Origin of the sequence: Kitasatospora sp. NPDC096204 (genome assembly GCF_044763205.1) — a bacterium.
In the GTDB taxonomy this organism is placed as follows: Bacteria; Actinomycetota; Actinomycetes; order Streptomycetales; family Streptomycetaceae; genus Kitasatospora.
This window is the reverse complement of record NZ_JBIWFT010000016.1, coordinates 93,729-118,067: the sequence shown is the minus strand read 5'-3', so window position 1 is coordinate 118,067 and position 24,339 is coordinate 93,729. Positions and strand designations below refer to the sequence as shown.

At 73.7% G+C, this 24,339-nt stretch carries 17 protein-coding genes; 6 read left to right on the top strand and 11 right to left on the bottom strand.

Annotation, left to right across the window (positions count from 1 at the left end; genetic code table 11):
• Positions 1-54: 54 nt before the first annotated feature.
• The 5 genes from ACIQ87_RS19605 to ACIQ87_RS19585 all read right to left on the bottom strand — a co-directional run bounded on the left by ACIQ87_RS19605 (position 55) and on the right by ACIQ87_RS19585 (position 8,514).
• A complete protein-coding gene (locus ACIQ87_RS19605; protein ID WP_402408115.1) occupies positions 55-1,653 on the bottom strand; it encodes a 4-coumarate--CoA ligase family protein in 1,599 nt (532 codons plus the stop codon).
• 277 nt (positions 1,654-1,930) lie between these two features.
• Entirely contained in the window at positions 1,931-3,103 is a 1,173-nt protein-coding gene (locus ACIQ87_RS19600; RefSeq protein WP_402408113.1) for an acyl-CoA dehydrogenase family protein, read from the bottom strand.
• Positions 3,104-3,116: 13 nt separating this feature from the next.
• Entirely contained in the window at positions 3,117-5,093 is a 1,977-nt protein-coding gene (locus ACIQ87_RS19595) for an acetyl/propionyl/methylcrotonyl-CoA carboxylase subunit alpha (RefSeq protein ID WP_402408111.1), read from the bottom strand.
• 98 nt (positions 5,094-5,191) lie between these two features.
• Positions 5,192-6,790: an acyl-CoA carboxylase subunit beta gene (locus tag ACIQ87_RS19590; protein WP_402408110.1), complete on the bottom strand. Its 1,599-nt coding sequence runs from the start codon at positions 6,788-6,790 to the stop codon at positions 5,192-5,194.
• Complete coding sequence (locus tag ACIQ87_RS19585) at positions 6,787-8,514, bottom strand: acyclic terpene utilization AtuA family protein (protein WP_402408107.1); 1,728 nt, start codon at positions 8,512-8,514, stop codon at positions 6,787-6,789. Before ACIQ87_RS19585 ends, ACIQ87_RS19590 begins: the two co-directional genes overlap by 4 nt.
• A gap of 336 nt (positions 8,515-8,850) precedes the next feature.
• Here ACIQ87_RS19585 and ACIQ87_RS19580 point away from each other — a divergent pair, with 336 nt between their 5' ends.
• The 3 genes from ACIQ87_RS19580 to ACIQ87_RS19570 all read left to right on the top strand — a co-directional run bounded on the left by ACIQ87_RS19580 (position 8,851) and on the right by ACIQ87_RS19570 (position 13,127).
• Positions 8,851-10,074 (top strand): C40 family peptidase, encoded by a 1,224-nt coding sequence (locus ACIQ87_RS19580; protein ID WP_402408104.1) that lies wholly within the window; start codon positions 8,851-8,853, stop codon positions 10,072-10,074.
• A gap of 196 nt (positions 10,075-10,270) precedes the next feature.
• Positions 10,271-10,684 (top strand): VOC family protein, encoded by a 414-nt coding sequence (locus ACIQ87_RS19575; protein ID WP_392871222.1) that lies wholly within the window; start codon positions 10,271-10,273, stop codon positions 10,682-10,684.
• A 67-nt stretch (positions 10,685-10,751) separates the two neighbouring features.
• Entirely contained in the window at positions 10,752-13,127 is a 2,376-nt protein-coding gene (locus ACIQ87_RS19570; protein WP_402408101.1) for an ATP-binding cassette domain-containing protein, read from the top strand.
• A gap of 110 nt (positions 13,128-13,237) precedes the next feature.
• Here ACIQ87_RS19570 and ACIQ87_RS19565 read toward each other — a convergent pair whose 3' ends face one another.
• The 6 genes from ACIQ87_RS19565 to ACIQ87_RS19540 form a co-directional block, all read right to left on the bottom strand.
• Positions 13,238-13,786 carry a GNAT family N-acetyltransferase gene (locus ACIQ87_RS19565; protein ID WP_402408098.1) on the bottom strand — a complete coding sequence of 183 codons (549 nt, stop codon included), beginning with the start codon at positions 13,784-13,786 and terminating at the stop codon, positions 13,238-13,240.
• An 87-nt stretch (positions 13,787-13,873) separates the two neighbouring features.
• Positions 13,874-15,742 carry an endonuclease/exonuclease/phosphatase family protein gene (locus ACIQ87_RS19560; protein WP_402408096.1) on the bottom strand — a complete coding sequence of 623 codons (1,869 nt, stop codon included), beginning with the start codon at positions 15,740-15,742 and terminating at the stop codon, positions 13,874-13,876.
• A gap of 225 nt (positions 15,743-15,967) precedes the next feature.
• Positions 15,968-16,921, bottom strand: a complete 954-nt coding sequence (locus ACIQ87_RS19555; protein WP_402408093.1) for a Gfo/Idh/MocA family protein — start codon at positions 16,919-16,921, stop codon at positions 15,968-15,970.
• Between the two features lie 38 nt (positions 16,922-16,959).
• The gene (locus tag ACIQ87_RS19550) at positions 16,960-17,559 is read right to left on the bottom strand and encodes a sugar phosphate isomerase/epimerase family protein (protein WP_402408091.1); all 600 of its coding nucleotides are present in this window, start codon (positions 17,557-17,559) and stop codon (positions 16,960-16,962) included.
• 216 nt (positions 17,560-17,775) lie between these two features.
• Positions 17,776-18,318, bottom strand: coding sequence for a TetR/AcrR family transcriptional regulator (locus ACIQ87_RS19545; RefSeq protein ID WP_402408088.1), 543 nt, complete (start codon positions 18,316-18,318; stop codon positions 17,776-17,778).
• Between the two features lie 111 nt (positions 18,319-18,429).
• Positions 18,430-19,341 (bottom strand): LysR family transcriptional regulator, encoded by a 912-nt coding sequence (locus tag ACIQ87_RS19540; RefSeq protein ID WP_402408086.1) that lies wholly within the window; start codon positions 19,339-19,341, stop codon positions 18,430-18,432.
• A 216-nt stretch (positions 19,342-19,557) separates the two neighbouring features.
• Here ACIQ87_RS19540 and ACIQ87_RS19535 point away from each other — a divergent pair, with 216 nt between their 5' ends.
• The 3 genes from ACIQ87_RS19535 (at position 19,558) to ACIQ87_RS19525 (ending at position 24,272) form a co-directional block, all read left to right on the top strand.
• Positions 19,558-20,991, top strand: coding sequence for a TolB family protein (locus ACIQ87_RS19535; protein WP_402408084.1), 1,434 nt, complete (start codon positions 19,558-19,560; stop codon positions 20,989-20,991).
• A gap of 151 nt (positions 20,992-21,142) precedes the next feature.
• Positions 21,143-22,582 carry a hypothetical protein gene (locus ACIQ87_RS19530; protein WP_402408082.1) on the top strand — a complete coding sequence of 480 codons (1,440 nt, stop codon included), beginning with the start codon at positions 21,143-21,145 and terminating at the stop codon, positions 22,580-22,582.
• 154 nt (positions 22,583-22,736) lie between these two features.
• Complete coding sequence (locus tag ACIQ87_RS19525; RefSeq protein WP_402408079.1) at positions 22,737-24,272, top strand: TolB family protein; 1,536 nt, start codon at positions 22,737-22,739, stop codon at positions 24,270-24,272.
• Positions 24,273-24,339: the final 67 nt, after the last annotated feature.

Below are 24,339 nucleotides of genomic sequence, written 5' to 3'. Positions count from 1 at the left end.
GAAGATCCTCACAGACGGGTGCGGGTCCTCGGCCGCCGGGGCGCCTGCGGCCGGTCAGTGGACGGCGGTGCGAGCGGCCTCGCGGGCGCGCAGTTCGCGCCGGAGGATCTTGCCGGCCGCGGACTTGGGGACGGTGTCCACGAACTCCACGACGCGGACCTTCTTGTACGGGGCGACCTGCCCGGCGACGTACCCGGTGACCTCGTCCGCGGTGAGGGTGCTGCCCGGGGCGCGGACCACGAAGGCCTTGGGGCACTCGGTGCCCTCGGCGTCCCGGACTCCGATCACGGCGGCGTCGGTGATCTGCGGGTGGCCGAGCAGGACGGCCTCCAGCTCGGCGGGGGCGACCTGGTAGCCCTTGTACTTGATCAGTTCCTTGACCCGGTCGACGATGTGCAGGTAGCCGCGTCCGTCCACGAAGCCGACGTCGCCGGTGTGCAGCCAGCCCTCGGCGTCGACCACGGCGGCGGTCTCGGAGGGGCGGCCGAGGTAGCCCTTCATCACCTGCGGGCCGCGGATCAGCAGCTCGCCGTGCTCGTCGGGCCCGAGGTCGCCGTCGGAGCCGTCCAGGGCGGCGATCCGCAGCTCGGTGGAGGGGAGCATCCGGCCGACGGAGCCGGGCGAGGGGTCCGCCTCGCGCGGGGAGACGACGTGGGTGACCGGGGAGAGTTCGGTCATGCCATAGCCCTGGAGCAGGTGCGGCAGGCCCAGGCGCCGGGCGCAGGCGTCGGCGAGTTCGCGGTCGAGCGGGGCGGCGGCGCACAGCAGGTACTCGACCGAGGAGAGGTCGTACCGGTCCACGATCGGGTGCCGGGCGAGCGCGATGGCGATCGGCGGGGCCACCACCAGGGCCTGTACCCGCTGCTCCTGGACGGTGCGGCAGAACTGCTCCAGGTCGAAGCGGGGCAGCACGACCACGGTGGCACCGCAGCGCAGCGGCTGGTTGAGCAGTGCGGCCTGGCCGTAGATGTGGAAGAACGGCAGGACGGCGAGCACCCGTTCGCCCTCGGCTGGGTGGTAGAGGGCGTCGCACTGGGCGAGGTTGGTGGAGATCGAGCGGTGGGTGAGCATCACGCCCTTGGGCAGGCCGGTGGTGCCGCTGGAGTACGGCAGTACGGCGATGTCCTCGCCCGGGTCGACGGCGACCTCGGGGACGGGGGCGGTGGTGGTCAGCAGGTCGGTGAGCGAGCGGTGGCCCTCGGCGCCGTCCAGGACGACGATCTCGGCCAGCGGGCGGCCCTGTTCGGCGAGGAGTTCGGCGGCCGCACGGGCGGTCGGCAGGAAGGCGGAGACGGTGACCAGCCAGCGGGCGCCGCTGTCGCTCAGCTGGCCGGCCAGGTCGGTGGGTGTGGCGAAGGAGGAGACCGTGGTGATGGTGGCGCCGGCCCTGCTCGCACCGTAGTAGGCGATCGGGTAGGCGGTCGAGTTGGGGCTGAAGAGGGCGACGACGTCACCGCGGCGGACGCCTGTGTCGGCCAGGCCGGCGGCCATCCGCTCAACGGTGATGGCGAGTTGGGCGTAGGTGACGCTGTCGCCGGTGACGCCGTCGATCAGGGCCGGGCGGTCGCCGTACCTCGCCGCGGCGCCGAGCACCGCTTCGTGGATCGGCAGGTCGACCACGGGAACGTCGGGGAACTCGCTGCGGAACACCAAGGTGAGCCTCCAGTAAGGAAGTTGACGTAGCAACAAAACCGGCGAGCAGTTCCGTGCGGGGCGCGTTCAGGAGCATACGGACAGTCGGGGGCCTGGCTCGGCCATTGTGGGGAACCCGTGCGGGAGCTCGGGTGGCGCGGGTTGCTCCCGGGGGGCGCCCGACGCGGCGGTGCGCACCGTGCCCGTGCGCCCCCGGCCCTCCCCCGACCGCGGGCCCTCGCACCGGCCACCGGGACCGGTGCGAGGGCGTCCGCACCTCCGTTCGCGACGTCGAGGCTCAGTACGACTTGGGCAGCCCCAGGGTGTGCTGGGCCACGTAGTTGAGCACCATCTCCCGGCTGACCGGAGCGACCCGGCCGACCCTGGTGGCGGCCAGCAGCGCGCCCAGCCCGTACTCCTGGGTCAGGCCGTTGCCGCCGAGGGTCTGCACGGCCTGGTCGACGGTCCGGGCGGCGGCCTCGCCGGCGGCGTACTTGGCCATGTTGGCGGCCTCCCCGGCGGCGAGGTCCTCGCCGGCGTCGTAGAGCAGCCCGGCCTTCTGGGTCATCAGCCGGGCCAGCTCGATCTCCACCGCGCACTGGGCCAGCGGGTGGGCCAGGCCCTGGTGGGCGCCGATCGGGGTGGACCAGACGGTGCGGGTCTTCGCGTACTCGACGGCCTTGCCGAGGGCCTGGCGGGCGAGGCCGAGGGAGAACGCGGCGGTGAGGACGCGCTCGGGGTTGAGGCCGGCGAACAGCTGGAGCAGACCCGCGTTCTCGTCGCCGACCAGGGCGTCGGCGGGCAGCCGGACGTCGTCCAGGAAGACCTGGAACTGCTTCTCCGGGGCGACGAGCTCCATCGGGATCGCCCGGTACTCGAAGCCGGGGGTCTCGCGCGGGACGACGAACAGGCAGGGCTTCAGCTTGCCCGTCCGCGCGTCCTCGGTGCGGGCCACGAACAGCACCGCGTCGCAGTGGTCGATGCCGGAGACGAAGACCTTGCGGCCGGTCAGCAGCCAGTCCTCGCCGTCCCGGCGGGCGACGGTGGAGATCCGGTGCGCGTTGGAGCCGGCGTCCGGTTCGGTGATGCCGAAGGCCATCCTGCGGCTGCCGTCGGACAGGCCGGGCAGCCAGCGCCGCTTCTGCTCCTCGGTGCCGTAGCGGGCGATCACGGTGCCGCAGATCGCCGGGGAGACGATGAGCAGCAGCAGCGGGCAGCCCGCGGTGCCGAGCTCCTCCAGGACGATGGCGAGGTCGGTGATGCCGCCGCCCCCGCCGCCGTACTCGGCGGGCAGGTTGACGCCGAGGTAGCCGGCCTTGCCGGCCTCCGCCCACAGTTCGTCGGCGGGCTCGCCGGCCCGGGCCTTGGCGAGGTAGTAGGCGGAGCCGTAGCGGCGGCCGAGGTCGCCGACGGCCCGGCGCAGGGCCTGGCGTTCGGGGGTCTCCAGGAGCTGACTGCCGATGGTGGACATGCGGGGTCCTTCCTCAGGCTTCGGTGGGCTGGACGACGGCCAGCAGGGTGCCGGTTTCGACCTGCCGGCCGGGGGCGGCGCGCAGTTCGACGAGGGTGCCGTCGGTCGGGGCGGCGATGCGGTGCTCCATCTTCATCGCCTCCAGCACCAGCAGCGGCTGGCCGGCGGTGACGGTGTCCCCGACGGCGGCGGCCACCCGGGCGACGGTGCCGGGCATCGGGGCGAGCAGGGCGCCGGGGTCGGTGCGGACGGTGGGGTCGGGGAAGCGCGGCAGGGCGGTGAGCGCGGCGGAGCCGGCCGGGGTGTCGACGTGCACCCGGTCGCCGTACCGGGTGACGCGGTAGGTGCGGCGGAGCCCGTCCTCGGACAGCACGACCCGGTCCGGCGCGGCCTCGACCAGCTCGACGCCCGGGTGGTCCTCGGCCAGCAGGCCGGCCCGGGTGAGCCGGTAGCGGACGGCCGACTCGGTGCCGTCCTCGGCCCGGTAGCGCTTGAGCTGCGGCTGGGAGGGCAGGTTGCGCCAGCCGGAGGGCAGGGCACCGCGGCGGCCGGCCGCGTCGGCGAGGGCGGCGGCCAGGGCGGCGCGGTCGGCGCCCTTGGTGTCCGGGGCGGTGAGCTCGGCGGCGTGCTCGGCCAGGAAGCCGGTGTGCAGGTCCGCGGCCAGGAACGCCGGGTGGCGCAGGGCCCGGACCAGCAGCTCCCGGTTGGTGGCCGGGCCGTGGACGCGGGCGCGGGCGAGGGCGTCGGCGAGCCGGCGGGCGGCGGCGGCGCGGGTGGGGGCCCAGGCGATCACCTTGGCGAGCATCGCGTCGTAGTGCGGGGTGATCTCGCTGCCGGCCGCCACGCCGGAGTCCAGTCGCAGTCCGGCGCCCGCTTCGGCTTTGGCTCCGGCTCCGGCTCCGGCTCCGGCTCCGGCTCCGGCACTGGTGAACTCCTGGTACGGGAGCGTCAGTTCGAGCCGGTGCAGGGGGCCGGTGGCGGGCTGCCAGTCCCTGGCCGGGTCCTCGGCGTAGAGCCGGGCCTCGATCGCGTGCCCGCGGGAGGCCGGAGGCTCGGGCGGCAGCGCGTCGCCCTCGGCGACGGCGAGTTGCAGCGCCACCAGGTCCAGTCCGGTGACGGCCTCGGTGACCGGGTGTTCGACCTGGAGCCGGGTGTTCATCTCCAGGAAGAAGAACCGGCCGTCCTCGGCGAGCAGGAACTCGGCGGTGCCGGCGCCGGTGTAGCCGATCGCCCGGGCCGCGGCGCGGGCCGCCGCGTGCAGTCCGGCGCGGACGTCGGCCGGCAGGCCGGGGGCCGGGGCCTCCTCGATCACCTTCTGGTGGCGCCGCTGGAGCGAGCAGTCGCGGTCGCCGACCGTCCAGACGGTGCCGTGGCTGTCGGCCAGCAGCTGGACCTCGACGTGGCGTCCGGCGGGCAGGTAGCGCTCGCAGAACACCTCGTCCGAGCCGAAGGCCCTGGCCGCCTCGGCCCGGGCGGCCGCGAGCGCGCCGGGCAGGTCGGCCAGGCTCCGCACCACGCGCATGCCGCGCCCGCCGCCGCCCGCCGCGGCCTTGACCAGCAGCGGCAGATCGGCCTCGGAGGGCTCGGTGAGCGCGCCCAGCACCGGCACCCCGGCCTCGGCCATCAGCCGCTTGGCGGCGGTCTTGGAACCCATCGCGGCGATCGCGGCCGGCGGCGGGCCGACCCAGACCAGGCCGGCGTCGAGCACCGCCCGGGCGAACCCGGCGCTCTCGGAGAGGAACCCGTACCCGGGGTGGACGGCGTCGGCCCCGGCGGCGAGCGCGGCCCCGACGATCAGGTCCGCGCGCAGGTAGGTGTCGGCGGGCGCGGCGCCGGGCAGCCGGACGGCGGCGTCGGCCTCGCGCACGTGCGGGGACCCGGCGTCCGGGTCGGAGTGGACGGCGGTGGTCGCGATGCCGAGCTCCCGGCAGGTGCGGAAGACCCGGCGGGCGATCTCACCCCGGTTGGCGACCAGCAGGTTGGTGATCATTGTCTCGGGGGTCCTTTACGGGGTCCTGTGCGGGGCCGTTGACAGGGCTTCCAGGGCTTCTCGGGGCTTCAGGGCTTCTACGGCTTCCACAGGGGCTTCTAGAGGCGGAAGACGCCGTAGCCGTGTGCGCCCTCGACCGGCGCGTTGTGGATCGCGGACAGGCACAGGCCGAGCACCGTACGGGTGTCGCGCGGGTCGATCACGCCGTCGTCGTAGAGCCGGCCGGAGAGGAACACCGGCAGCGACTCGGCCTCGATCTGCTGCTCGACCATCGCCCGGATCGCCGCGTCCGCGTCCTCGTCGTACGGCTGCCCCTTCGCCGCGGCGGACTGCCGGGCGACGATCGACAGCACCCCGGCGAGCTGCTGCGGGCCCATCACCGCGGACTTGGCGCTCGGCCAGGCGAACAGGAAGCGCGGCTCGAAGGCCCGGCCGCACATGCCGTAGTGGCCGGCCCCGTAGGAGGCGCCCATCAGCACGGACAGGTGCGGGACCTTCGAGTTGGCGACGGCGTTGATCATCATCGCGCCGTGCTTGATGATGCCGCCCTGCTCGTAGTCCCTGCCGACCATGTAGCCGGTGGTGTTGTGCAGGAACAGCAGCGGGATGTTCCGCTGGTTGGCCAGCTGGATGAACTGGGCGGCCTTCTGGGACTCCTGGCTGAACAGCACGCCCTGGGCGTTGGCCAGGACGCCGACCGGGTAGCCGTGGAGGCGGGCCCAGCCGGTGGCGAGGCTGGCGCCGTAGAGCGGCTTGAACTCGTCGAAGTCGGAGCCGTCGACGATCCGGGCGATCACCTCGCGCGGGTCGAAGGGCACCTTGAGGTCGCCCGGGACGATGCCGAGCAGCTCCTCCTCGTCGTACTTCGGCGGCTCGGCGGACGGGTCCGGGGCGGGGCCGGGCTTGCGGTGGTCCAGCCGGGCGACGATCCGGCGGGCGATCCGCAGGGCGTCCGCCTCGTCCACCGCGAAGTGGTCGGCCAGGCCGGAGACCCGGGCGTGCATCTCGGCGCCGCCGAGCGACTCGTCGTCGGCCTCCTCGCCGGTGGCCATCTTCACCAGCGGCGGGCCGCCGAGGAACACCTTGGCGCGCTCCTTGACCAGCACGGTGTGGTCGGACATGCCCGGTACGTAGGCGCCGCCGGCCGTCGAGTTGCCGAACACCACGGCCACGGTGGGGATCCCGGCGGCGGACAGCCGGGTGAGGTCGCGGAAGAGTGCGCCACCGGGGATGAAGATCTCCTTCTGGCTGGGCAGGTCGGCGCCGCCGGACTCGACCAGGTTGACCAGCGGGAGGCGGTTGTTCAGCGCGATCTCGTTGGCCCGCAGGGCCTTGCGCAGGGTCCACGGGTTGCTGGCGCCGCCGCGCACCGTCGGATCGTTGGCGGTGACCACGCACTCGACGCCCTCGATCACACCGATGCCGGTGACCAGCGCCGCGCCCACCGGGTGGTCGCTCCCCCAGGCGGCCAGCGGGGACAGCTCCAGGAAGGGCGAGTCCGGGTCGAGCAGCAGCTCGATCCGCTCACGGGCCAGCAGTTTGCCGCGCTTGCGGTGGCGCTCCACGTACTTGGGGCCGCCGCCGGCCAGCGCCTTGGCGTGCTCGGCGTCGAGCTCGGCGAGCCGGCCGAGCATCGTGGCGCGGTGCTCGGCGTACTCGGGCCCGGCCGGGTCGACGCGGGTGGTCAGGACGGTCACAGCGGGGCCTCCGGGCTGTCCAGGAGCGTGGTCGGGATGTCGAGCCGGCGCGAGCGCAGCCACTCGCCGAGGGCCTTGGCCTGCGGATCGAAGCGGTGCCGGGCGGCGACGCCCTCGCCGAGCAGTCCCGTGAGGGTGAAGTTGACCGCGCGCAGGTTCGGCAGCACGTGCCGGGTGACGGTCGACTCCGCGGTCTCGGGAAGGAGTTCGCGCAGCTTCTCGACGGTGAGGGCGTGCGCCAGCCAGCGCCAGCCGTCCGCGGAACGGGCCCAGACGCCGAGGTTGGCGTCCCCGCCCTTGTCACCGCTGCGGGCGCCGGCCACCAGCCCGAGCGGAGCCCGCCGGGTCGGGCCGGCCGGCAGCGGCTCGGGCAGCTCGCCCTCCACCGGACGGGCCCGCCCGGTGACGGGCGGCGGCGGTACGGCGATCCGGCGGCCGTCCGGCAGGACGGCGGTGTGCTCGACGGCCTTGGCGTCGACGTACGCGGCGCTGAACACCCCGTACGGCGCACCCGGCCCCGGTGGGGCGGTGAGGTGGAAGCCCGGATAGCCGGACAGCCCCAACTCGACGGCCGCCTCGCCGAGTTCGCGCCCGACCTTGGCCGGGTCCGGGTCCCGGGCGGCCAGCCGGAGCAGCGCGGAGGCGGCCTCCTCGGTCGGGGCGTCCGGGTGGTCGGTGCGGGCCAGCGTCCAGCGCAGTTCGGCGGGGCGGGCGCCGGGCGGCAGGGCGTCGTCGAACTGCCGCCGGACCAGGGCGGCCTTGGCCTCGATGTCCAGGCCGGTGAGGACGAACACCACCTCGTTGAGGTGGCCGCCGAGCCGGTTGAGGCCCGCCTTCAGGGTCGGCGGCGGGGCCTCGCCGCGCACGCCGTCGATCCGGACCCGGTCCGGGCCCTGCCCGGTGAGCCGTACGGTGTCCAGCCGGGCCGTGACGTCGGGGCCGAGGTAGTGCGATCCGCCGGTCTCGTACAGGAGTTGGGCGGTGACGGTGCCGGTGGTGACGGCGCCGCCGGTGCCCGGGTGCTTGGTGATCACGCTGGAGCCGTCGGCGTGCAGCTCGGCGAGCGGGAAGCCGGGGCGGGTGACGTCGTGCTCCTGGAAGAAGGCGTAGTTGCCGCCGGTCGCCTGGGCGCCGCACTCCAGGACGTGCCCGGCCACCACGGCGCCGGCCAGGGCGTCCAGGTCCCGCGGGGTCCAGCCGAAGTGGGCGATCCCGGGGCCGACGACCAGCGCCGCGTCCGTCACCCGGCCGGTCACCACCACGTCGGCGCCGTCGGCCAGACAGGCCGCGACACCGAACCCGCCGAGGTAGGCGTTGGCGGCCAACAGATCATCGGGCAAGCCCAGTTCGGCGCGGCGCGGGAGCAGGTCGTCGCCCTCGACATGGGCGACGGCCGCCTCGACGCCGAGCCGCCGGGCCAGCGCGCGCAGCTCCTCGGCGAGCCGGGCCGGGTTGAGGCCGCCCGCGTTGACCACGATCCGCACGCCGCGCTCCCGGGCCAGGCCGAGGCACTCCTCCATCTGGCGCAGGAAGGTCCGGGCGTAGCCGAGCGACGGATCCTTCAAGCGGTCCCGGGCGAGGATGAGCATGGTCAGCTCGGCCAGGTAGTCCCCGGTGAGCACGTCCAGCGGCCCGCCGGTGAGCATCTCCCGCACCGCCGCGAAGCGGTCCCCGTAGAACCCCGAGGCGTTGCCGATCCGCAGTACCGTGCCGTCGCGCGCCAATGCGCCTCCCCTGCCGGTGAGTTGGGCGCACCCTCGGGCGGGGTGGCGCCGAGCAGCAGCGTGGCACCGCCCCGAGAAAAAAGCAATCATGCTTGCTTGTTTTTCGACATCCGTTCGCGCCGGTCGCGCCGTTCGACCGGCGCACCGGCATGCCGGCGGCGGACGGCGGGAATCCGGACCGGCAGATTCCGGCTGGACAGGGCTTTGGCAACCCCTATTCGAAAGTTGCCGATCACGGGGTCCGCGAGCCCCGAACCGGCAGCTACAGCGGCCACAGGGGGTGTGTGGACGACAACCATTGACCCGGAGTCAGCGATTCCGAAAGGATGCGCCACCATGACTACGCGCGTAAACCTTCTGTCAAGACGGCTGATCGCCCCGCTCCGGCTGGCGGCCCTGCTGTCGCTGCTGGTGTCGGTCGGGGTGTTCTTCGCCGGCGCCGGTGAGGCCCAGGCGACGCCCTCCTGCGCGGTGCTCTCCACCGGCGCGGCCTCCCAGGCCGACGCCGCCGTCCGCTCCGCCTGCGGCCTGATAGGCACCCCGTACTCGTGGGGCGGCGGCCACGGCTCGCAGCCCGGCCCGACGTACGGCCTCTGCGACTCGGCCAACGGCGCGCCCAACGACTGCAACGTCCGCGGCCTGGACTGCTCCGGCATGGTCCGCTACGCGTACTACCTGGCCGTCGGCCAGGACGTCATCAACGGCACCACGCGGACCCAGTGGCCGACCTCGCGGGCCGTCGCCCGCTACTACAGGTCGGACGGGACCGCACCGCTGCTCCCCGGCGACCTGGTGTACTTCGGCAACACCGCCTCCACCATCCACCACGTCGCGATGTACCTCGGACAGGGCTGGATCGTCGAGGCCCCGTACTCCGGCGGCTACGTCCGGGTGGTGGCGCTCTCCTCGCACAGCGACTACTACGGCGCCATCCGCCTGTACGGCCCCGGCAACTCCACCCCGACCACCCCGCCGCCCCCGTCGAACGGCGGCCAGTACTGGGTGGACACCAACGCCAACGCTCCGGTGTACGGCTCCCCGACCTCCACCACCAGCACCGGCACCCTCTACCAGGGCACCAACTACGTCTACTGCAAGGCCTGGGGCCGCGAGGTCTCCAACGGCAGCGCCTACAACCACTGGTGGCTGAAGACCGACCCGGACGTGGGCCCCGGTGGCCAGTGGGTGTCCGCGTACTACCTCTCCCGGTGGGGCAACGACGTCGCCAAGGACAACAGCGGCACCACCATCCCCACCTGCGAAGGCGGCGGCACCCCGCCCGCCACCGGGAAGTACTGGGTGGACACCTTCGCCAGCGCGAGCGTCTACTCCTCGCCGACCTCCACTAACGCCACCGGGACGCTGAACCAGGGGACGAACTACGTCTACTGCAAGGCCTGGGGCCGCGAGGTGTCGAACGGCAGCAGCTACAACCACTGGTGGCTGAAGACGGACTCGGACGGCGGCCCGGCCGGCCAGTGGGTCTCCGCGTACTACCTGTCGCGCTGGGGCAGCGACCAGGCCAAGGACAACAACGGCACGACCATCCCCGACTGCTAGCGGCGGGCCGACCGTGCCGGCCGCGGCCACCGACGAGGTGGTGCGGCCGGCACGGTCGCGTTCTGCCGGGGCGCCCGCGCGTGACCGGTCGGGCCCGCGCGGATCGGTCGGGGACCGCGGCGACCGATCGGGGCCCGCCCCGACCGATCAGGATTCGAGAAGCGCCCGACCGGGGTGCACCCCTAGCGTTGCAGTCATGAGCGACATCACCATTCACTGGACCTTCCTCCCGCACACCGACCCCGAGGCCTCCCTCGCCTTCTACCGCGACCTGCTCGGCTTCGAGGTGCGCAGCGACATCGGCGGCGGCCCGATGCGCTGGATCACCGTCGGCCCCGCCGGCCAGCCCGACGTCTCCCTGGTGCTGGAGCCGGCGTCCGCCGACCCGGGCCGCACCCAGGACGAGCAGCGGACCGTCACCGAGATGATGGCCAAGGGCACCTTCGCCCGGATCGTCCTGGGCACCCGCGACCTGGACGGCGTCTACGACCGGCTGAAGTCCGGCGGCGCCGAGCTGGTCCAGGAGCCGACCCGGCAGCCGTACGGCGTCCGCGACTGCGCGTTCCGCGACCCGGCGGGCAACATGGTCCGCTTCAACGAGCTGGGCTGACCCCCGCCGGTACCCGTACCCTTCAGGACACCCACGGACCACCGAGAGCCAGGGAGCGAAGACCACGATGCCCGACCGGACGGACGCGCAGCCGCACGTCGCCGACAGCCACGACCTAATCCGCGTGCACGGCGCACGCGAGAACAACCTCAAGGACGTCAGCGTCGACATCCCCAAGCGCCGGCTGACGGTGTTCACCGGGGTGTCCGGCTCGGGCAAGAGCTCCCTGGTCTTCGACACCGTCGCCGCCGAGTCCCAGCGGCTGATCAACGAGACCTACAGCGCGTTCGTCCAGGGCTTCATGCCCACCCTGGCCCGCCCCGAGGTGGACGTCCTCGAGGGCCTGACCACCGCGATCATCGTCGACCAGCAGCGGATGGGCGCCGACCCGCGCTCCACCGTCGGCACCGCCACCGACGCCAACGCGATGCTGCGCATCCTGTTCAGTCGCCTAGGCACCCCGCACATCGGCTCCCCCAAGGCGTTCTCCTTCAACGTCCCCTCGATCAGCGGCGCCGGCGCCGTCACCGTCGAGCGGGCCGGCAGGACGGTCAAGGAGCGGCGCAGCTTCAGCATCACCGGCGGCATGTGCCCGCGCTGCGAGGGCCGCGGCTCGGTCTCGGACATCGACCTCACCCAGCTGTACGACGACGGCAAGTCGATCTCCGAGGGCGCGTTCACCATCCCCGGCTGGAAGACGGACAGCTGGTGGACGGTCGGCGTCTACGCCAACTCGGGCTTCCTCGACCCGGACAAGCCCATCCGCGAGTTCACCGAGCAGGAGCTGCGGGACTTCCTGTACCGGGAGCCGACCAAGGTCAAGGTCAACGGCGTCAACCTGACCTACGAGGGCCTGATCCCCAAGATCCAGAAGTCCATGCTGTCCAAGGACAAGGACGCGCTGCAGCCGCACATCCGGGCCTTCGTGGAGCGGGCCGTGACCTTCACCGCCTGCCCCGACTGCGAGGGCACCCGGCTCAGCGCGGCGGCCCGCTCCTCGAGGATCGCGGGCATCAGCATCGCCGACGCCTGCGCGATGCAGATCAGCGACCTCGCCACCTGGGTCCGCGACCTCGACGAGCCGTCGGTGGGGCCGCTGCTCGGCACGCTCCGGCAGACCCTCGACTCCTTCGTGGAGATCGGCCTCGGCTACCTCTCGCTCGACCGCCCCTCCGGCACCCTGTCCGGCGGCGAGGCGCAGCGGGTCAAGATGATCCGCCACCTGGGCTCCTCGCTCACCGACACCACGTACGTCTTCGACGAGCCGACCACCGGCCTGCACCCGCACGACATCGAGCGGATGAACCGGCTGCTGCTGCGCCTGCGGGACAAGGGCAACACGGTGCTGGTGGTGGAGCACAAGCCGCAGACCATCGCGATCGCCGACCACGTGGTCGACCTCGGCCCGGGGGCCGGTACGGCCGGCGGCACGGTCTGCTACGAGGGCGACGTGGCGGGGCTGCGCACCAGCGGCACGGCGACCGGCCGCCACCTGGCCGACCGCACGGCGCTGCGGGACGCCGTGCGCAAGCCCACCGGCACGCTGGAGATCCGCGGCGCGAACACCCACAACCTGCGGGACGTGGACGTGGACGTCCCGCTCGGGGTGCTCACGGTGGTGACCGGGGTGGCGGGGTCGGGCAAGAGCTCGCTGATCCACGGCTCGCTCCGGGCGGAGGAGGGCGTGGTCTCCGTCGACCAGGGCGCGATCAAGGGCTCCCGGCGCAGCAACCCGGCCACGTACACCGGGCTGCTGGAGCCGATCCGCAAGGCCTTCGCCAAGGCCAACGGCGTGAAGCCGGCCCTGTTCAGCGCCAACTCCGAGGGCGCCTGCCCGACCTGCAACGGCGCCGGGGTGGTCTACACCGACCTGGCGATGATGGCCGGGGTGGCCACCACCTGCGAGGACTGCGAGGGCAAGCGGTACCAGCCCGCGGTGCTGGAGTACCACCTGGGCGGGCGGGACATCGCCGAGGTGCTGGCGATGTCGGTGACGGAGGCGGAGGAGTTCTTCGGCTCGGGCGAGACGAAGCTCCCGGCCGCGCACCGCGTCCTGGAGCGGCTCGCCGACGTCGGGCTCGGCTACCTGAGCCTCGGCCAGCCGCTCACCACGCTCTCCGGCGGCGAGCGGCAGCGGCTCAGGCTGGCCACCCACATGGCGGACAAGGGCGGTGTCTACGTCCTGGACGAGCCGACCACCGGGCTGCACCTGGCCGACGTCGAGCAGTTGCTCGGGCTGCTGGACCGGCTGGTCGAGTCCGGCAAGTCGGTCGTCGTGATCGAGCACCACCCGGCGGTGATGGCGCACGCCGACTGGATCATCGACCTCGGTCCGGGCGCCGGCCACGACGGCGGGCGGGTGGTCTTCGAGGGCACTCCGGCCGAGCTGGTCGCGGCCCGCTCCACGCTGACCGGCGAGGCGCTGGCCGACTACCTGGGCTGAGCCGTCCTGCCTGGTCGGAGCCGTCCTGCCTCGCCCGAGTCGTCCGCCCCGGGCCGGGCCGACCTACCTGGGCCGGGCCACGCGGGCCGGGCCACCAGGGCCGGGCCGTCCTACCTGGGCCGGGCCGCCGCGGCCGGGTCGAGCGGGAGGGCCATCTCCAGGATCCGCGCCGAGGCGTCCAGGACGTACGGGGTGTCCTCCCCCGTGTAGGCGAACCCGCGCCGCAGGTAGAAGGCGGCGGCGCGGGGGTTCGCCTCGTGCACCCCGAGCAGCATCCGCCCGGCGCCCCGGACCCGGGCCCAGGCGAGCACCGCGTCCAGCAGGGCGTCGGCGACGCCGCGCCCGCGGCCGCGATGCGCCGGGTCCACCCAGACGCCGATCAGGTCGAGCACGCCGGCCTGCGCCCGGTTCGGGGCGGACAGCATGGTGCCGACCCACTCCCCCGCGGCGTCCACGGCGACCAGGCCGAGCCGTTCGGGCTCGTTGAGCCAGCCGCACCGGGCCTGCCACTCGCCCTCGCCGTGCCGGCTCGCGTGCTCGTGGGTCTCGCCGAACGCCAGGGGTGTGTCGAGGAGTTGGGCCAGCCGGACCTTCCGCAGGCGCTGCCAGTCGCCCCGCCCGATCCGCTCGATCCGGTACTCCATGCTCTCCCCCGTCACACGACACCGCCTCCGCCGCCGGTGATCACCGGCGGCGGAGGCAGGATAGCCGCGGGGGGGGAACCGCGGGGGGAACCACGGGTGGAACTACGGCTTGATGCGGACCACCTGCGGGTCGTGGTCGCTGGCCTGCTGGGCGAACTCGGCGTTGATGTGCACCACGTCGTACTTGGCGTAGCCGACCTCGGGGCTGACCAGGATGTGGTCCAGCACCTGCGAGTTGCCCTGGTAGACGTACGAGTACTGCTCGGTCTCCGGCAGCTCGTTCACCAGGTCGCGCAGCACGCCGCCCTTGGTGAGCGCGGCGAGCGCGGGCGAGAACTGGTAGTCGTTGAAGTCACCGAGGGAGACGACCTTGGCCTCCTTGTCGGCGGCCAGCAGTTGGGCGACGAAGGCCTGCTCGACGGTGGCCTGCTTGATCCGCTGCACCTCGGAGCCGCGGGTCGGCTGCTGGAAGCGGCTGTCGATGCCCTGGTCGCCGCCCTTGCTGTTGAAGTGGTTGGCGATGACGAAGACCTTCTTGCCGCGGAAGGAGAACTGGCCGACCAGCGGCTTGCGGCTGTTGGTCCAGGCCTCGTCGTTCGGCTCGATCCGGCCGGGCGAGGCGGTCAGCGCGGTGCTCGCGCCGGTGCCGGTCACGCCGACGGCGGTGGTGGCGGTGCCGCCGGGGATGTCGGTGAAGGACACCCGCTGCGGGTTGAACAGGAAGACCTGGCGGATGTTGCCGCCGGGCTCGCCGCCGTCCTTGCCGTCCTGCGGGTCGACCGAGCGCCAGTCGTAGGCCGGGCCGCCGGCCGCCTTGATCGCGGCGACGAACTTGGCGACGGTCTGGCTCGCGTCCACCGTGCCGTCGTTCTTGGCGCCGTTGTTGTCCTGGATCTCCTCCAGGGCGACGATGTCGGGCGAGCGCAGGTTGGTGACGACGCCCTGGGCCAGCTCGGCGAACTTGGCGTCCGGGTTGCCCGGGGCCAGGTTCTCCACGTTGTAGGTGGCGAGGGTGAGTTCGCGGTCGGTCGCCTGGGCGGTGACCTCGCGCTGGAGGTGGTTGTCCTTCAGCGTGCCCATGGTGCCGGCGACCAGGGTGTAGCCACCGAAGTTGTTGTAGTCCAGCGGGCCGGTGGTGGCGCCGGTCAGCTCGTCGCCGACGTTGGCCACCGGGAAGGGCTGCTGGTTGGTCGGGGCCTGCTGCTGGATCATCAGGCGGCCGACGTTGGGCTCGCGGTAGGACTCGTACAGCACGCCGCCGCGCTTGCTGCGCTGGTCCTGCTTGTCGGCGGCGACCCACAGCTCGTTGTACTTGTCGGTCGCCTGGATCACCCGGACGTCCTTGACCTGGACGAGCATGCCCTCCAGGGACTCGTAGAAGTCCAGGGTGTACTTCTCCGGGTCGAGCTTCACGCCGTCGATGGAGCCGTCCGCACCGGCCGGCGGGGCGTAGGTGCCGGGGATGTTGCGGGTGTCCACGACCACCGGGGCGGGCAGCGGGTTGCCGGCCGACAGGACGGTGACCCCCGGGGCGGAGATCTCGGTGAGGGACTGCGAGCCGCCGCCGAGGTTCGGGTAGTACTCGGTGACCTTTCCGCTCACCAGCACCGAGTCGCCGACCTTCACGGTCGGGTTGCCGCCGGTGAAGACGAAGACGCCCTCGCTGGTGGCCGGGTCGGCGTCCGGGTTCGGGTCCTGGATCCAGAAGCCCTTGGAGCTGCCGTACGCGCGCACGCCGGTGACGATGCCGGGCACGCCGGTGACCGGCTTGCCGGCCTGCGGGGATATCCGGGTGTTGCCCTGGATGTCGTGGATCCGCAGCGGGCCGACCTCGGTCGGGGCGGGGGTCGCGGCGGAGGCGGCGGTGGCCACCGGCAGCGGGACGAGCACCAGCGAGGCGGCCAGCGACGCCGGGATCAGGGCGGCGCGCAGCAGGGCTCTGCGGGGGCGGGGTGCGGGGGCGGTGGTCACCGGGGCAGGACTCCTAGCTCCGCCGTGCGGCACTGGTGTGGCACGGCGGTCCGGGCGGAGGCGCGCTTCGAGCGCGCGCTGCTCGCATGGGGAAGAAGCGGAGGACGGACGCCCGCCCCCCGCGGCGCCCCTCAAGATACGCGCGTAGAAAATGCCCCGACAAGACCCTGCCGGTGAACTGTCGGTTCCACCGGGGTGACGTGACGCACGGTCAGTCCGAGCTCCTCACAGCCCGCTCCCAGCGGACTCCCAGGAAGCCTCGATCCGCTCGACGACCAGCTCGCACAGCTCGTGGGTGCGCAGCGCGTCGTGGGCGTCCAGGGTCTGCCCGGAGCGGACGGCCGCCAGGAAGGCCAGTACGCACTGCTCGATGCCGCGCTGACGGGCCACCGGCACCCAGTCGCCGCGGCGGCGGACGGTCGGCTGGCCGCGGTGGTCGATCACCTCGGCCAGGTTGCGCACCTCGCGCTTGGAGTCGCCGCCGGAGACCTCCAGCACCTCCTCGGTGGAGCCGGAGACCCGGTTCATGATGCCCAGCGCGGTGAACCCCGCCCCGCCGAGGGTGAGCACCACGTGCTCGACCAGTCCGTCCCGGGTGCGGGCCCGGACGTCCACGTGCTCGATCTCGCCGGGGGCCAGGAAGCGCAGCAGGTCCACGACGTGGATGAAGTCGTCGTACACCAGGGTGCGGGCGGCCTCGGCCAGGCCCTCGCGGTTCTTCTGGAGGACGATCAGGTCGCGCGGGCGCTCCTTGGCCTGGACGTAGCCGGGCGCGTGGCGGCGGTTGAAGCCGACCATCAGCGAGCGGCCGGTGCGGTCGGCGAGGTCGACCAGCCGGCGGGCGCCGTCCAGGGTGTAGTCGAGCGGCTTGTCGACGTAGACGTCCACCCCGGCGGTGAGCAGCTGCTCGACGATCGGGACGTGCTGGTCGGTGGCGGCGTGCACGAAGGCGGCGCGGATACCGCCGGCGATCAGCTCGCCGAGGTCGGTGAAGCGGTGCTCGGGGGCGATCCGGTGGGCCTCGCCGAGCCGGTCCAGCTTGGCCGCGTCCCGGGTCATCAGCCGCAGGTCGAGGCCGGGCAGCGCGGTGAGCACCGGCAGGTAGGCCTTCTGCGCGATGTCGCCGAGGCCGATCACCCCGACCGGGAGCCGGGTCTCGGGTGCGGCACTGGCGTTCATCGGCTCTCCTGACGGTGGGATCGTCGTACGGATATACCCTACAAACCGTCCGGATCGGCGGAACGGTCGGCGGCCGCGAGGAAGGCCGCACCCGCCGGCAGCAGCGGGGGCAGCGGGGCGGCCGCCGGGTGCCAGGGGGCCTCGTACTCCCAGCAGACCCACGCGTCCGCCGCCAGCAGGCGCAGGCAGTCGGCGATCGGCAGGACGCCGGCGCCCAGCGGGAGCGGGGTGCGGTCGTGCGGGCCGGCGATGTCCTTGACCTGCGTGTGGCCGGGGTACGGGGCGAGCGCGGCCCGGGTCTCGACCGGCGTCTCGCCCGCGAGATGGGTGTGCATCAGGTCCCATACGGCGCCCACGGCCGGGTGGGCGACCCGGGCCAGCAGCCCGGCCACCGCCCGTCCGCCCCGGTGGGAGTCGTGGGTCTCGACGAGCACGCGGACGCCCAGCGCCCCGGCGTCCTCCGCGACCGCCGCGAGCCGCCGGGCGGCCCGGTCGTCGGCCTCGGCCCGTGGGCCGTCGCCGCCGCGCGGGAAGACCCGGACGGCTGGCTCGCGCTCTACGACGGCTCGGCGGACGCCTGCGGCAACTACGAGGAGCGCTGCGGCCTGGCCGCCTCCGCCGACCCGCGCGGCTGGCACCGGCTCACCCCGGACGGCCCCTGGCTGGACGTCCGGTACGCCGACCTCGTCCTGGCCCGCGGCCGCTGGTACCTCTACCGCGCCGACGGCGCCCACGAGCTGCGGGTGGCCGTCCTGGACGAGTTCGCCGGAGTCCGCCCCGACGGCAGCCCGGCGGCGCCGGACCGCGGCTGAGCCCGGGCTGCCCGGGCCGCTCGCCCGGCCTCCGGCAGCGGGTCAGGTCGCCAGCAGGGCCTCGGCGATGCCCCGGGCCCGCCAGGCGGCGTCGGGGGTGCCCTCGCGCAGGGCGGTGACGATGGCGCCGTCCATCAGGAGCGCGAACTGCCGTGCCCGCTCCCCGGGTCGGGGGACGTCCGCGCCCCGCATGAGCTGCTCGACCAGCTCGATGACGCGGGTCTTGTGCAGGGCCGCCATCCGGCGGGCCGGGCTGGCCGGGTCGGCGATCTCGGTCATCGTGTTGATCGCGACGCAGCCGCGGTAGTCCCGCGCCGCGAAGCGTTCGGCCAGCGCGTCGAAGACGTGCAGCGGGTGGCCGCCGTGGGCGGCGACCCGTTCGGTGAGCCACTCCCGCCACCGGACGTCGCGGCCTTCCAGGACCGCCGTCACCAGCGCCTCCTTGCCGGCGAAGTGCCGGTAGAAGGAGGCCCGGCCCACGCCGGACTCGGAGAGGATGCGCTCCACGCCGACCGCGCGGATCCCGTGGGCGTAGAAGAGGGACTCGGCCGTGCTCAGCAGGCGCGCCCTCGCGTTGACTGCCACGCGGCAGATCCTAACCACCCCCGACGCCGAACGGTACCGATCGGTACCGTTCTGCGATCGGTACCGTCCTGCGGTCGGTACCGTCCTGCGGTCGGTACCCGTCCGGCGGGCTCACGCGCCCGCGGCGGCCGCCTCGGCGAGGGAGTCCAGCACCGGCCGCACCAGCGGATGCCCGTCGGCGCCGGCCCGGACGGCGGCGAAGACCCTGCGGGTGGCGAGCTCGCTGTCCACCGGGCGCACCGCGACCTCGCACAGGTCCACCCCGCGCAGCGCCGAGCGCGGCACCAGCGCCACCCCGAGGCCCGCCGAGGCGAGCGCGACCACGGCCCGGAAGTCGTCCGAGGAGTGCAGCAGCCGGGGCTGGAACCCGGCGTGCTCGCAGGCCAGCAGCACCACGTCGTGGCAGGGGTTGCCCGGGTACGGCCCGATCCACGGCTCGTCGGCGAGCGCGGCGACGGCCAGCGGTCCCGACTCGGCGGCCAGCCGGTGGCCGAGCGGCAGCACGGCCTCGAAGGGCTCGGCGTACAGCGGCACCCTGGTCAGCCGGGCGTCGTCGGCGCGCGGCGCGCCCCGGTACTCGACGGCCACCGCGAGGTCGGCCCGGCCGTCCAGCACCATCGGCAGGCTGGCGTCCCCTTCGGCGTCCAGCACCTTGAGCCGCACCCCGGGGGCGCGCTCGGCGAGCAGGCCGACGGCCGGGGCGAGCACGGAGGCGATGGCGGTCGCGAAGGAGGCGACGGTGACCTCTCCGGAGACGCCCGCGCTGTACGCGGCGAGGTCGGCCTCGGCGCGCTCCAGCTGGGCGAGCACCACGTCGGCGTGGCCGAGCAGGATCTCCCCGGCGGCGGTCAGCCGCACACCCCGGCCCTCCCGGGCGAGCAGGTGGTGGCCGGTCTCCTGCTCCAGGGCGGCCAGCTGCTGGGAGACCGCGGAGGGGGTCAGGTAGAGGGCGGCCGCCGCGGCGGTCACGGTGCGGTGGTCCGCCACGGCCCGCAGGGTCCGCAGCCGTCGTGCGTCGATCACGCACCAATTCTGCCAGCGCGGCGCGGCCCGCCGGACCGGCCGGAGCGGCGGCGGCACCTTCCGGAGCAGCGGTTTCGGCCGGAGGCGGCGCCGGTGGCGCATTTCCGGACGAGATCGCTCCAGGTCGTTGACCGACCATCCGTACGGCGCTTGGCTCTTACCGACCGGGCCACGGGGGGCCGAGGGCCCGGGGCCGTCATCTGGGGAGGATGATCGATGACCACCGCACGCACCCGCCGCCGACTGGCCCGCACCGCCGCCGTCCTGGTGGCCGCCGCCGTGGCCGGGGCCGCGATGCCCGCCGCCGAGGCCCGGCCGCCCAAGGGCGACACCGCCAGGGTCAGCGAGGGCGCCAAGGGCGAGGCGCTGAACGGGCCCTCGCTCGCGCTCGGCCTGAGCGGCGACGGCCGCTACGCGCTGTTCTCCTCCTCGGCGACCGACCTGCTGCCCGGCGGCGCCGGGGCCGTGGGCGACGTCTACGTCCGGGACCTGCGCAACGGCCACACCGAGCGGATCAGCGTCGCCCCCGACGGCTCCGCGCTGGACGCAGGCACCAACGACGCGGCGATCAGCGGCGACGGCCGGTACGTGGTGTTCAGCAGCTACGCGGGCAACGTGGTGGCCGGCCAGCCGAAGCACCCCACCGACGTCTTCGTCCGCGACCGCCGGACCGGACGCACCGAGCTGGTCACCGCCGGTGACGGCAGCTCCGGCGCGGGCGACGATCAGAGCGGCCGCAACGCCTTCGACGCCGCCATCAGTGCCGACGGCCGCTACGTGGTCTACTCCTCCGACCGCACCGACCTCGCCCCCGGCGTGCGCCGCGGCAAGTTCAACGTCTTCGTCACCGACCGCTGGACCCACACCACCCGGCTGATCTCCACCGGGGCGGACGGCACCCCGGCCGACAACAACTCCTCCCGCCCGACGATCAGTGCCGACGGCACCGTCATCGGCTTCAACTCGCGGGCCGGCAACCTGCTCCCGGCCGACCAGGCCCCGCCCGCGGCCGCTGTGCCCGCCGCCGAGACCGCTGTGCCCGCCGCCGAGGCCGCGCAGGCCCCGCGGAGCGCCGGCGCCCACGCCGAGCTGGCCGGGATCCGCGCCTACCCCTACTACGTCTGGGACGCCCGCACCGGGAAGATCACCGGCGCCAGCTACGACGCGGCCGGCGAGCTCGTCGGCAGCGGCAACGACGGACGGATCAGCCCCTCCGGCCGCTACGCGCTCTACACGGTCTACGAGGAGGGCGGCCGGCCCGGTTCGCACGGCCGCCACCAGGACGTCTACGTCCGCGAGCTGGCCACCGGCCTCACCACCAAGGTCGACAAGCCGCTGTCCGGCAGCACCCTCGAATCGTCCTATAACCCCGTGATGTCGCTGGGCGACCGCTGGGTGTACTTCACCTCCGAGGTCGCCGACCTGGTCCCCGACGACACCAACGGACAGGCCGACATCTTCCGCACCGACCTGCGCACCGGGCTCACCGAGCGGGTCCCCCTCACCGAGGACGGCTCGCAGAGCACCACCTCCGCCTTCTTCCCGCAGGTCGACGACGGCGACACGACGCTGCTGTTCAGCGCCGAGGACGGCAACCTGGCGCCCGTCGTCGACAGCGCCACCACCGACGTCTTCCGGCGCCGCCTGTGACGGCCTGACTCCCCTGCGGGATACGCCTGTTGACGTATTTCCCGACGGGATCACCCGCGGCCGTTGACCACCGGCCCTCCCGACGGTTGGCTCTGCGGAAGCCCGCCGCCGGGAGGGAGCGCGGCCGGGCGACCCCAGGGGAGGACGATCCATGACCACCGCACGCACCCGCCGATGGCTGGCCCGCACCGCCGCCGTCCTGGCGGCCACCGCCGTGGCCGGCGCCACGATGCCCGCCGCCGAGGCCAAGCCGCCCAAGGGCGACACCGCCAAGGTCAGCGAGGGCCCGAAGGGCGAGCAGCTCGACGGACCCTCGTCCGCGCTCGGGCTGAGCGAGGACGGCCGCTCCGCGCTCTTCACGTCCGCCGCGACCAACCTGCTGCCCGTGGCCGGCACCCCGAACTCCGACGAGATCTACGTGCGGAACCTGCGCAACGGGCACATCGAGCGGGCCAGCGTCGCCGACGACGGCTCCCCGCTGAACGCCCCCACCACCGAGGCCTCGATCAGCGGCGACAGCCGCTACGTGGCGTTCAGCACCGCCGCCACCAACGTGGTGCCCGGCCAGGTGCAGCACGCCAGCGACGTCTTCGTCCGCGACCGCTGGACCGGCCGCACCGAACTGGTCACCGCCGCCGCCCTGCCGAGCACCGACGACCAGAGCCGCTACGGCGCCCTCAGCCCCAGCATCAGCCGGGACGGCCGCTACGTCGCCTACGTCTCCAACCGCAGCGACCTCGCCCCGGGCGTCCTGCGGCGCGGCAGGAACAACGTCTACATCACCGACCGCTGGACCCACACCAGCCGACTGGTCACCGTCGGCGCGGACGGCGAGGGCGCGAACAACAACTCCTTCGAGCCGACGATCAGCGCGGACGGCTCCACGGTCGGCTTCACCTCCCGGGCCGGCAACCTGCTCCCGGAACCGCCGGCCCCGACCGGCGACCCGGCCACCGACCCGGCCACCGCCGACACCGGGTCCGCGCCCGACGCCGAGTCCGCGCCCGACGGCGGGGCACCCGGGCTGACCGGGCCCCACTACTACCGCTACTACGTCTGGAACGCCGCCACCGGCATCGTCGGCGGCAGCCTGAACGACACCGGGGGGCTGATCGGCTCCCAGGACGGCCGGATCAGCCCGGACGGCCGCTACGCGGTCTACAGCCTCCCGATCTTCATCGGCGGCTCCCCCGGTCCGGCCCACGGCATCCGGATGGACGTGTACGTCCACGAACTGGCCACCGGCAAGGTCACCAAGGTCAACACCGACCTGCCGGGCACCAGCACGAAGTGGTCGTCCTTCGGCGGCGTCATGACGTTCGACGACCGCTGGGTCTACTTCGCCTCCAACGCCGAGACCCTCGTCCCCGGCGACACCAACGACAGCACCGACGTGTTCCGCCGCGACCTGAGGACCGGGCTGATCGAACGCGTCAGCCTCACCCGGGACGGCGAGCAGACCACCGGTGCCGCCTCCTACAGCCCGGCCGTGGACGCCGCCGGCAACACGGTGATCTTCACCGCCGTCGGCGGCAACCTGGTCCCGGGGAACACCGGCGACCGGCAGGACGTCTTCCTGCGCCGCCTGTGACGCCCTGATCCCCGTTCCGCATACGTCCGTTGACGTATTTTCCGCCGACATCAACCGAGGACGTTGACCCTCCGACCCTCCCGACGATTGGCTCTGCGAAAGCCCGTCGCCGGGAGGGAGCCCGGCCGGGCGATCGCTGGGGAGGAACAACCTCATGACACGTACCACCCGCAACCGGTGGTCGGCGGGCGGCGGCGTGCTGGCCGCCGCCGCCGTACTGGCCGTCACCGCCGCGCCCGCCCAGGCCGCCCCGCCGCCGCGTGGCACCGCACAGGTCAGCACCGGGGTCAACGGCACCGTGCCCGACAACCTGTCCTCGGCCCAGGGCCTCAGCGCCGACGGCCGCTACGCGCTGTTCACGTCCCGGGCCACGAACCTGCTGCCCCAGCCCCCGGTGGGCTGGAGCAACGCCTACGTGAAGGACCTGCGCACCGGCCGCGTCGAGCAGGTCAACCTGTCCGACTCGGGTGCGGCGCCGAGCGGCGCGACCGACCAGGCCGGGATCAGCGCCGACGGCCGCTACGTCGTCTTCGAGAGCGACGGCGAGAACGTGGCGCCCGGCGCGCAGGTCAAGGACCGCACCGAGGTGTACATCAGGGACCGCAGGACCGGCCGCACCGAGCTGGTCAGCAGCAGCCCCACCAACACCGACAAGGACAAGTACCACTACTCGTACAACGCGCAGGTCAGCGGGAACGGCCGGTACGTGGTCTACGTGTCCTCACGGAACGACCTGGACCCGACCGTCGTGGAGCCGGAGCCCGGAACGGAGCCGACCGCCGGCCCCTCGCTCACCAGGCCCTACACGTGGAAGATCAACGTCTACCTCACCGACCGCTGGACCCACACCACCCGGCTGGTCACCCGCGACCACAACGGCCGGGCGGGCGAGAACACGTCCTTCCGTCCGACGATCAGCGCGGACGGCCGCACCATCGGCTTCGGCTCCAGCTCCGCGCTGCTGCCGTCCGAGGAGACGCCCGACCCCGCCGCGTCCGCCGGCGCCGCCGACACGGACCTGCCCCCGGGCGCCGAGGCCGCCCTGCCCGCCGGGGCGTCGCCGCTCCTGGCCCGCCCGACGACCGCCACCTACTACACGTACGACGTGGCCTCCCGGACGATCTCGCCCGCGAGCTACGACACCGAGGGCAAGCTCACCAACGCGGCCTTCGACGCCACCATCAGCCCCGACGGACGGTACGCGGTCTACGCCCTGCCCGAGCCCGGCGGCTCGACCGGCGGCCACCGCTACCACACCGTGCTGCACGTCCGGGACCTGCGCACGGGAGTCGTGACACGGGTCAGCGGCGGCCTGCCCGGCACCGGTTCGGTCGGCTCCTCGGGCCACGGCTCGATCACCGCCGACCACCGCTGGGTCTACTTCTCCTCCGCCGCCGACAACCTGGTGCCGGGCCCGCAGCACCCGGGCTGGGACGTCTACCGCCAGGACCTGCGCACCGGCCGCACCGAGCGGGTCACCACCGCTCCGGACGGCTCGCTCGGCAACGGCTCGTCGAACGACCCGTTCGTGTCGGCCGACGGCAGGACCGTGCTGTTCGGCTCGACCAGCGGCAACCTGGTCGCCGGCGGCAACGGCCCGGCGGTCGAGAACTCCCAGGTCTTCGCCAAGCCCACCGGGCTCCACCGGGGCGACGGCGACGACCAGGGCGAGGACGGCGACGAGCGGTAACCCGCCCCCGGAGGAACCGCGACGGGGGCGGGACGTCGGCCGGGCCGCGTCCCGCCCCCGCAGCGGG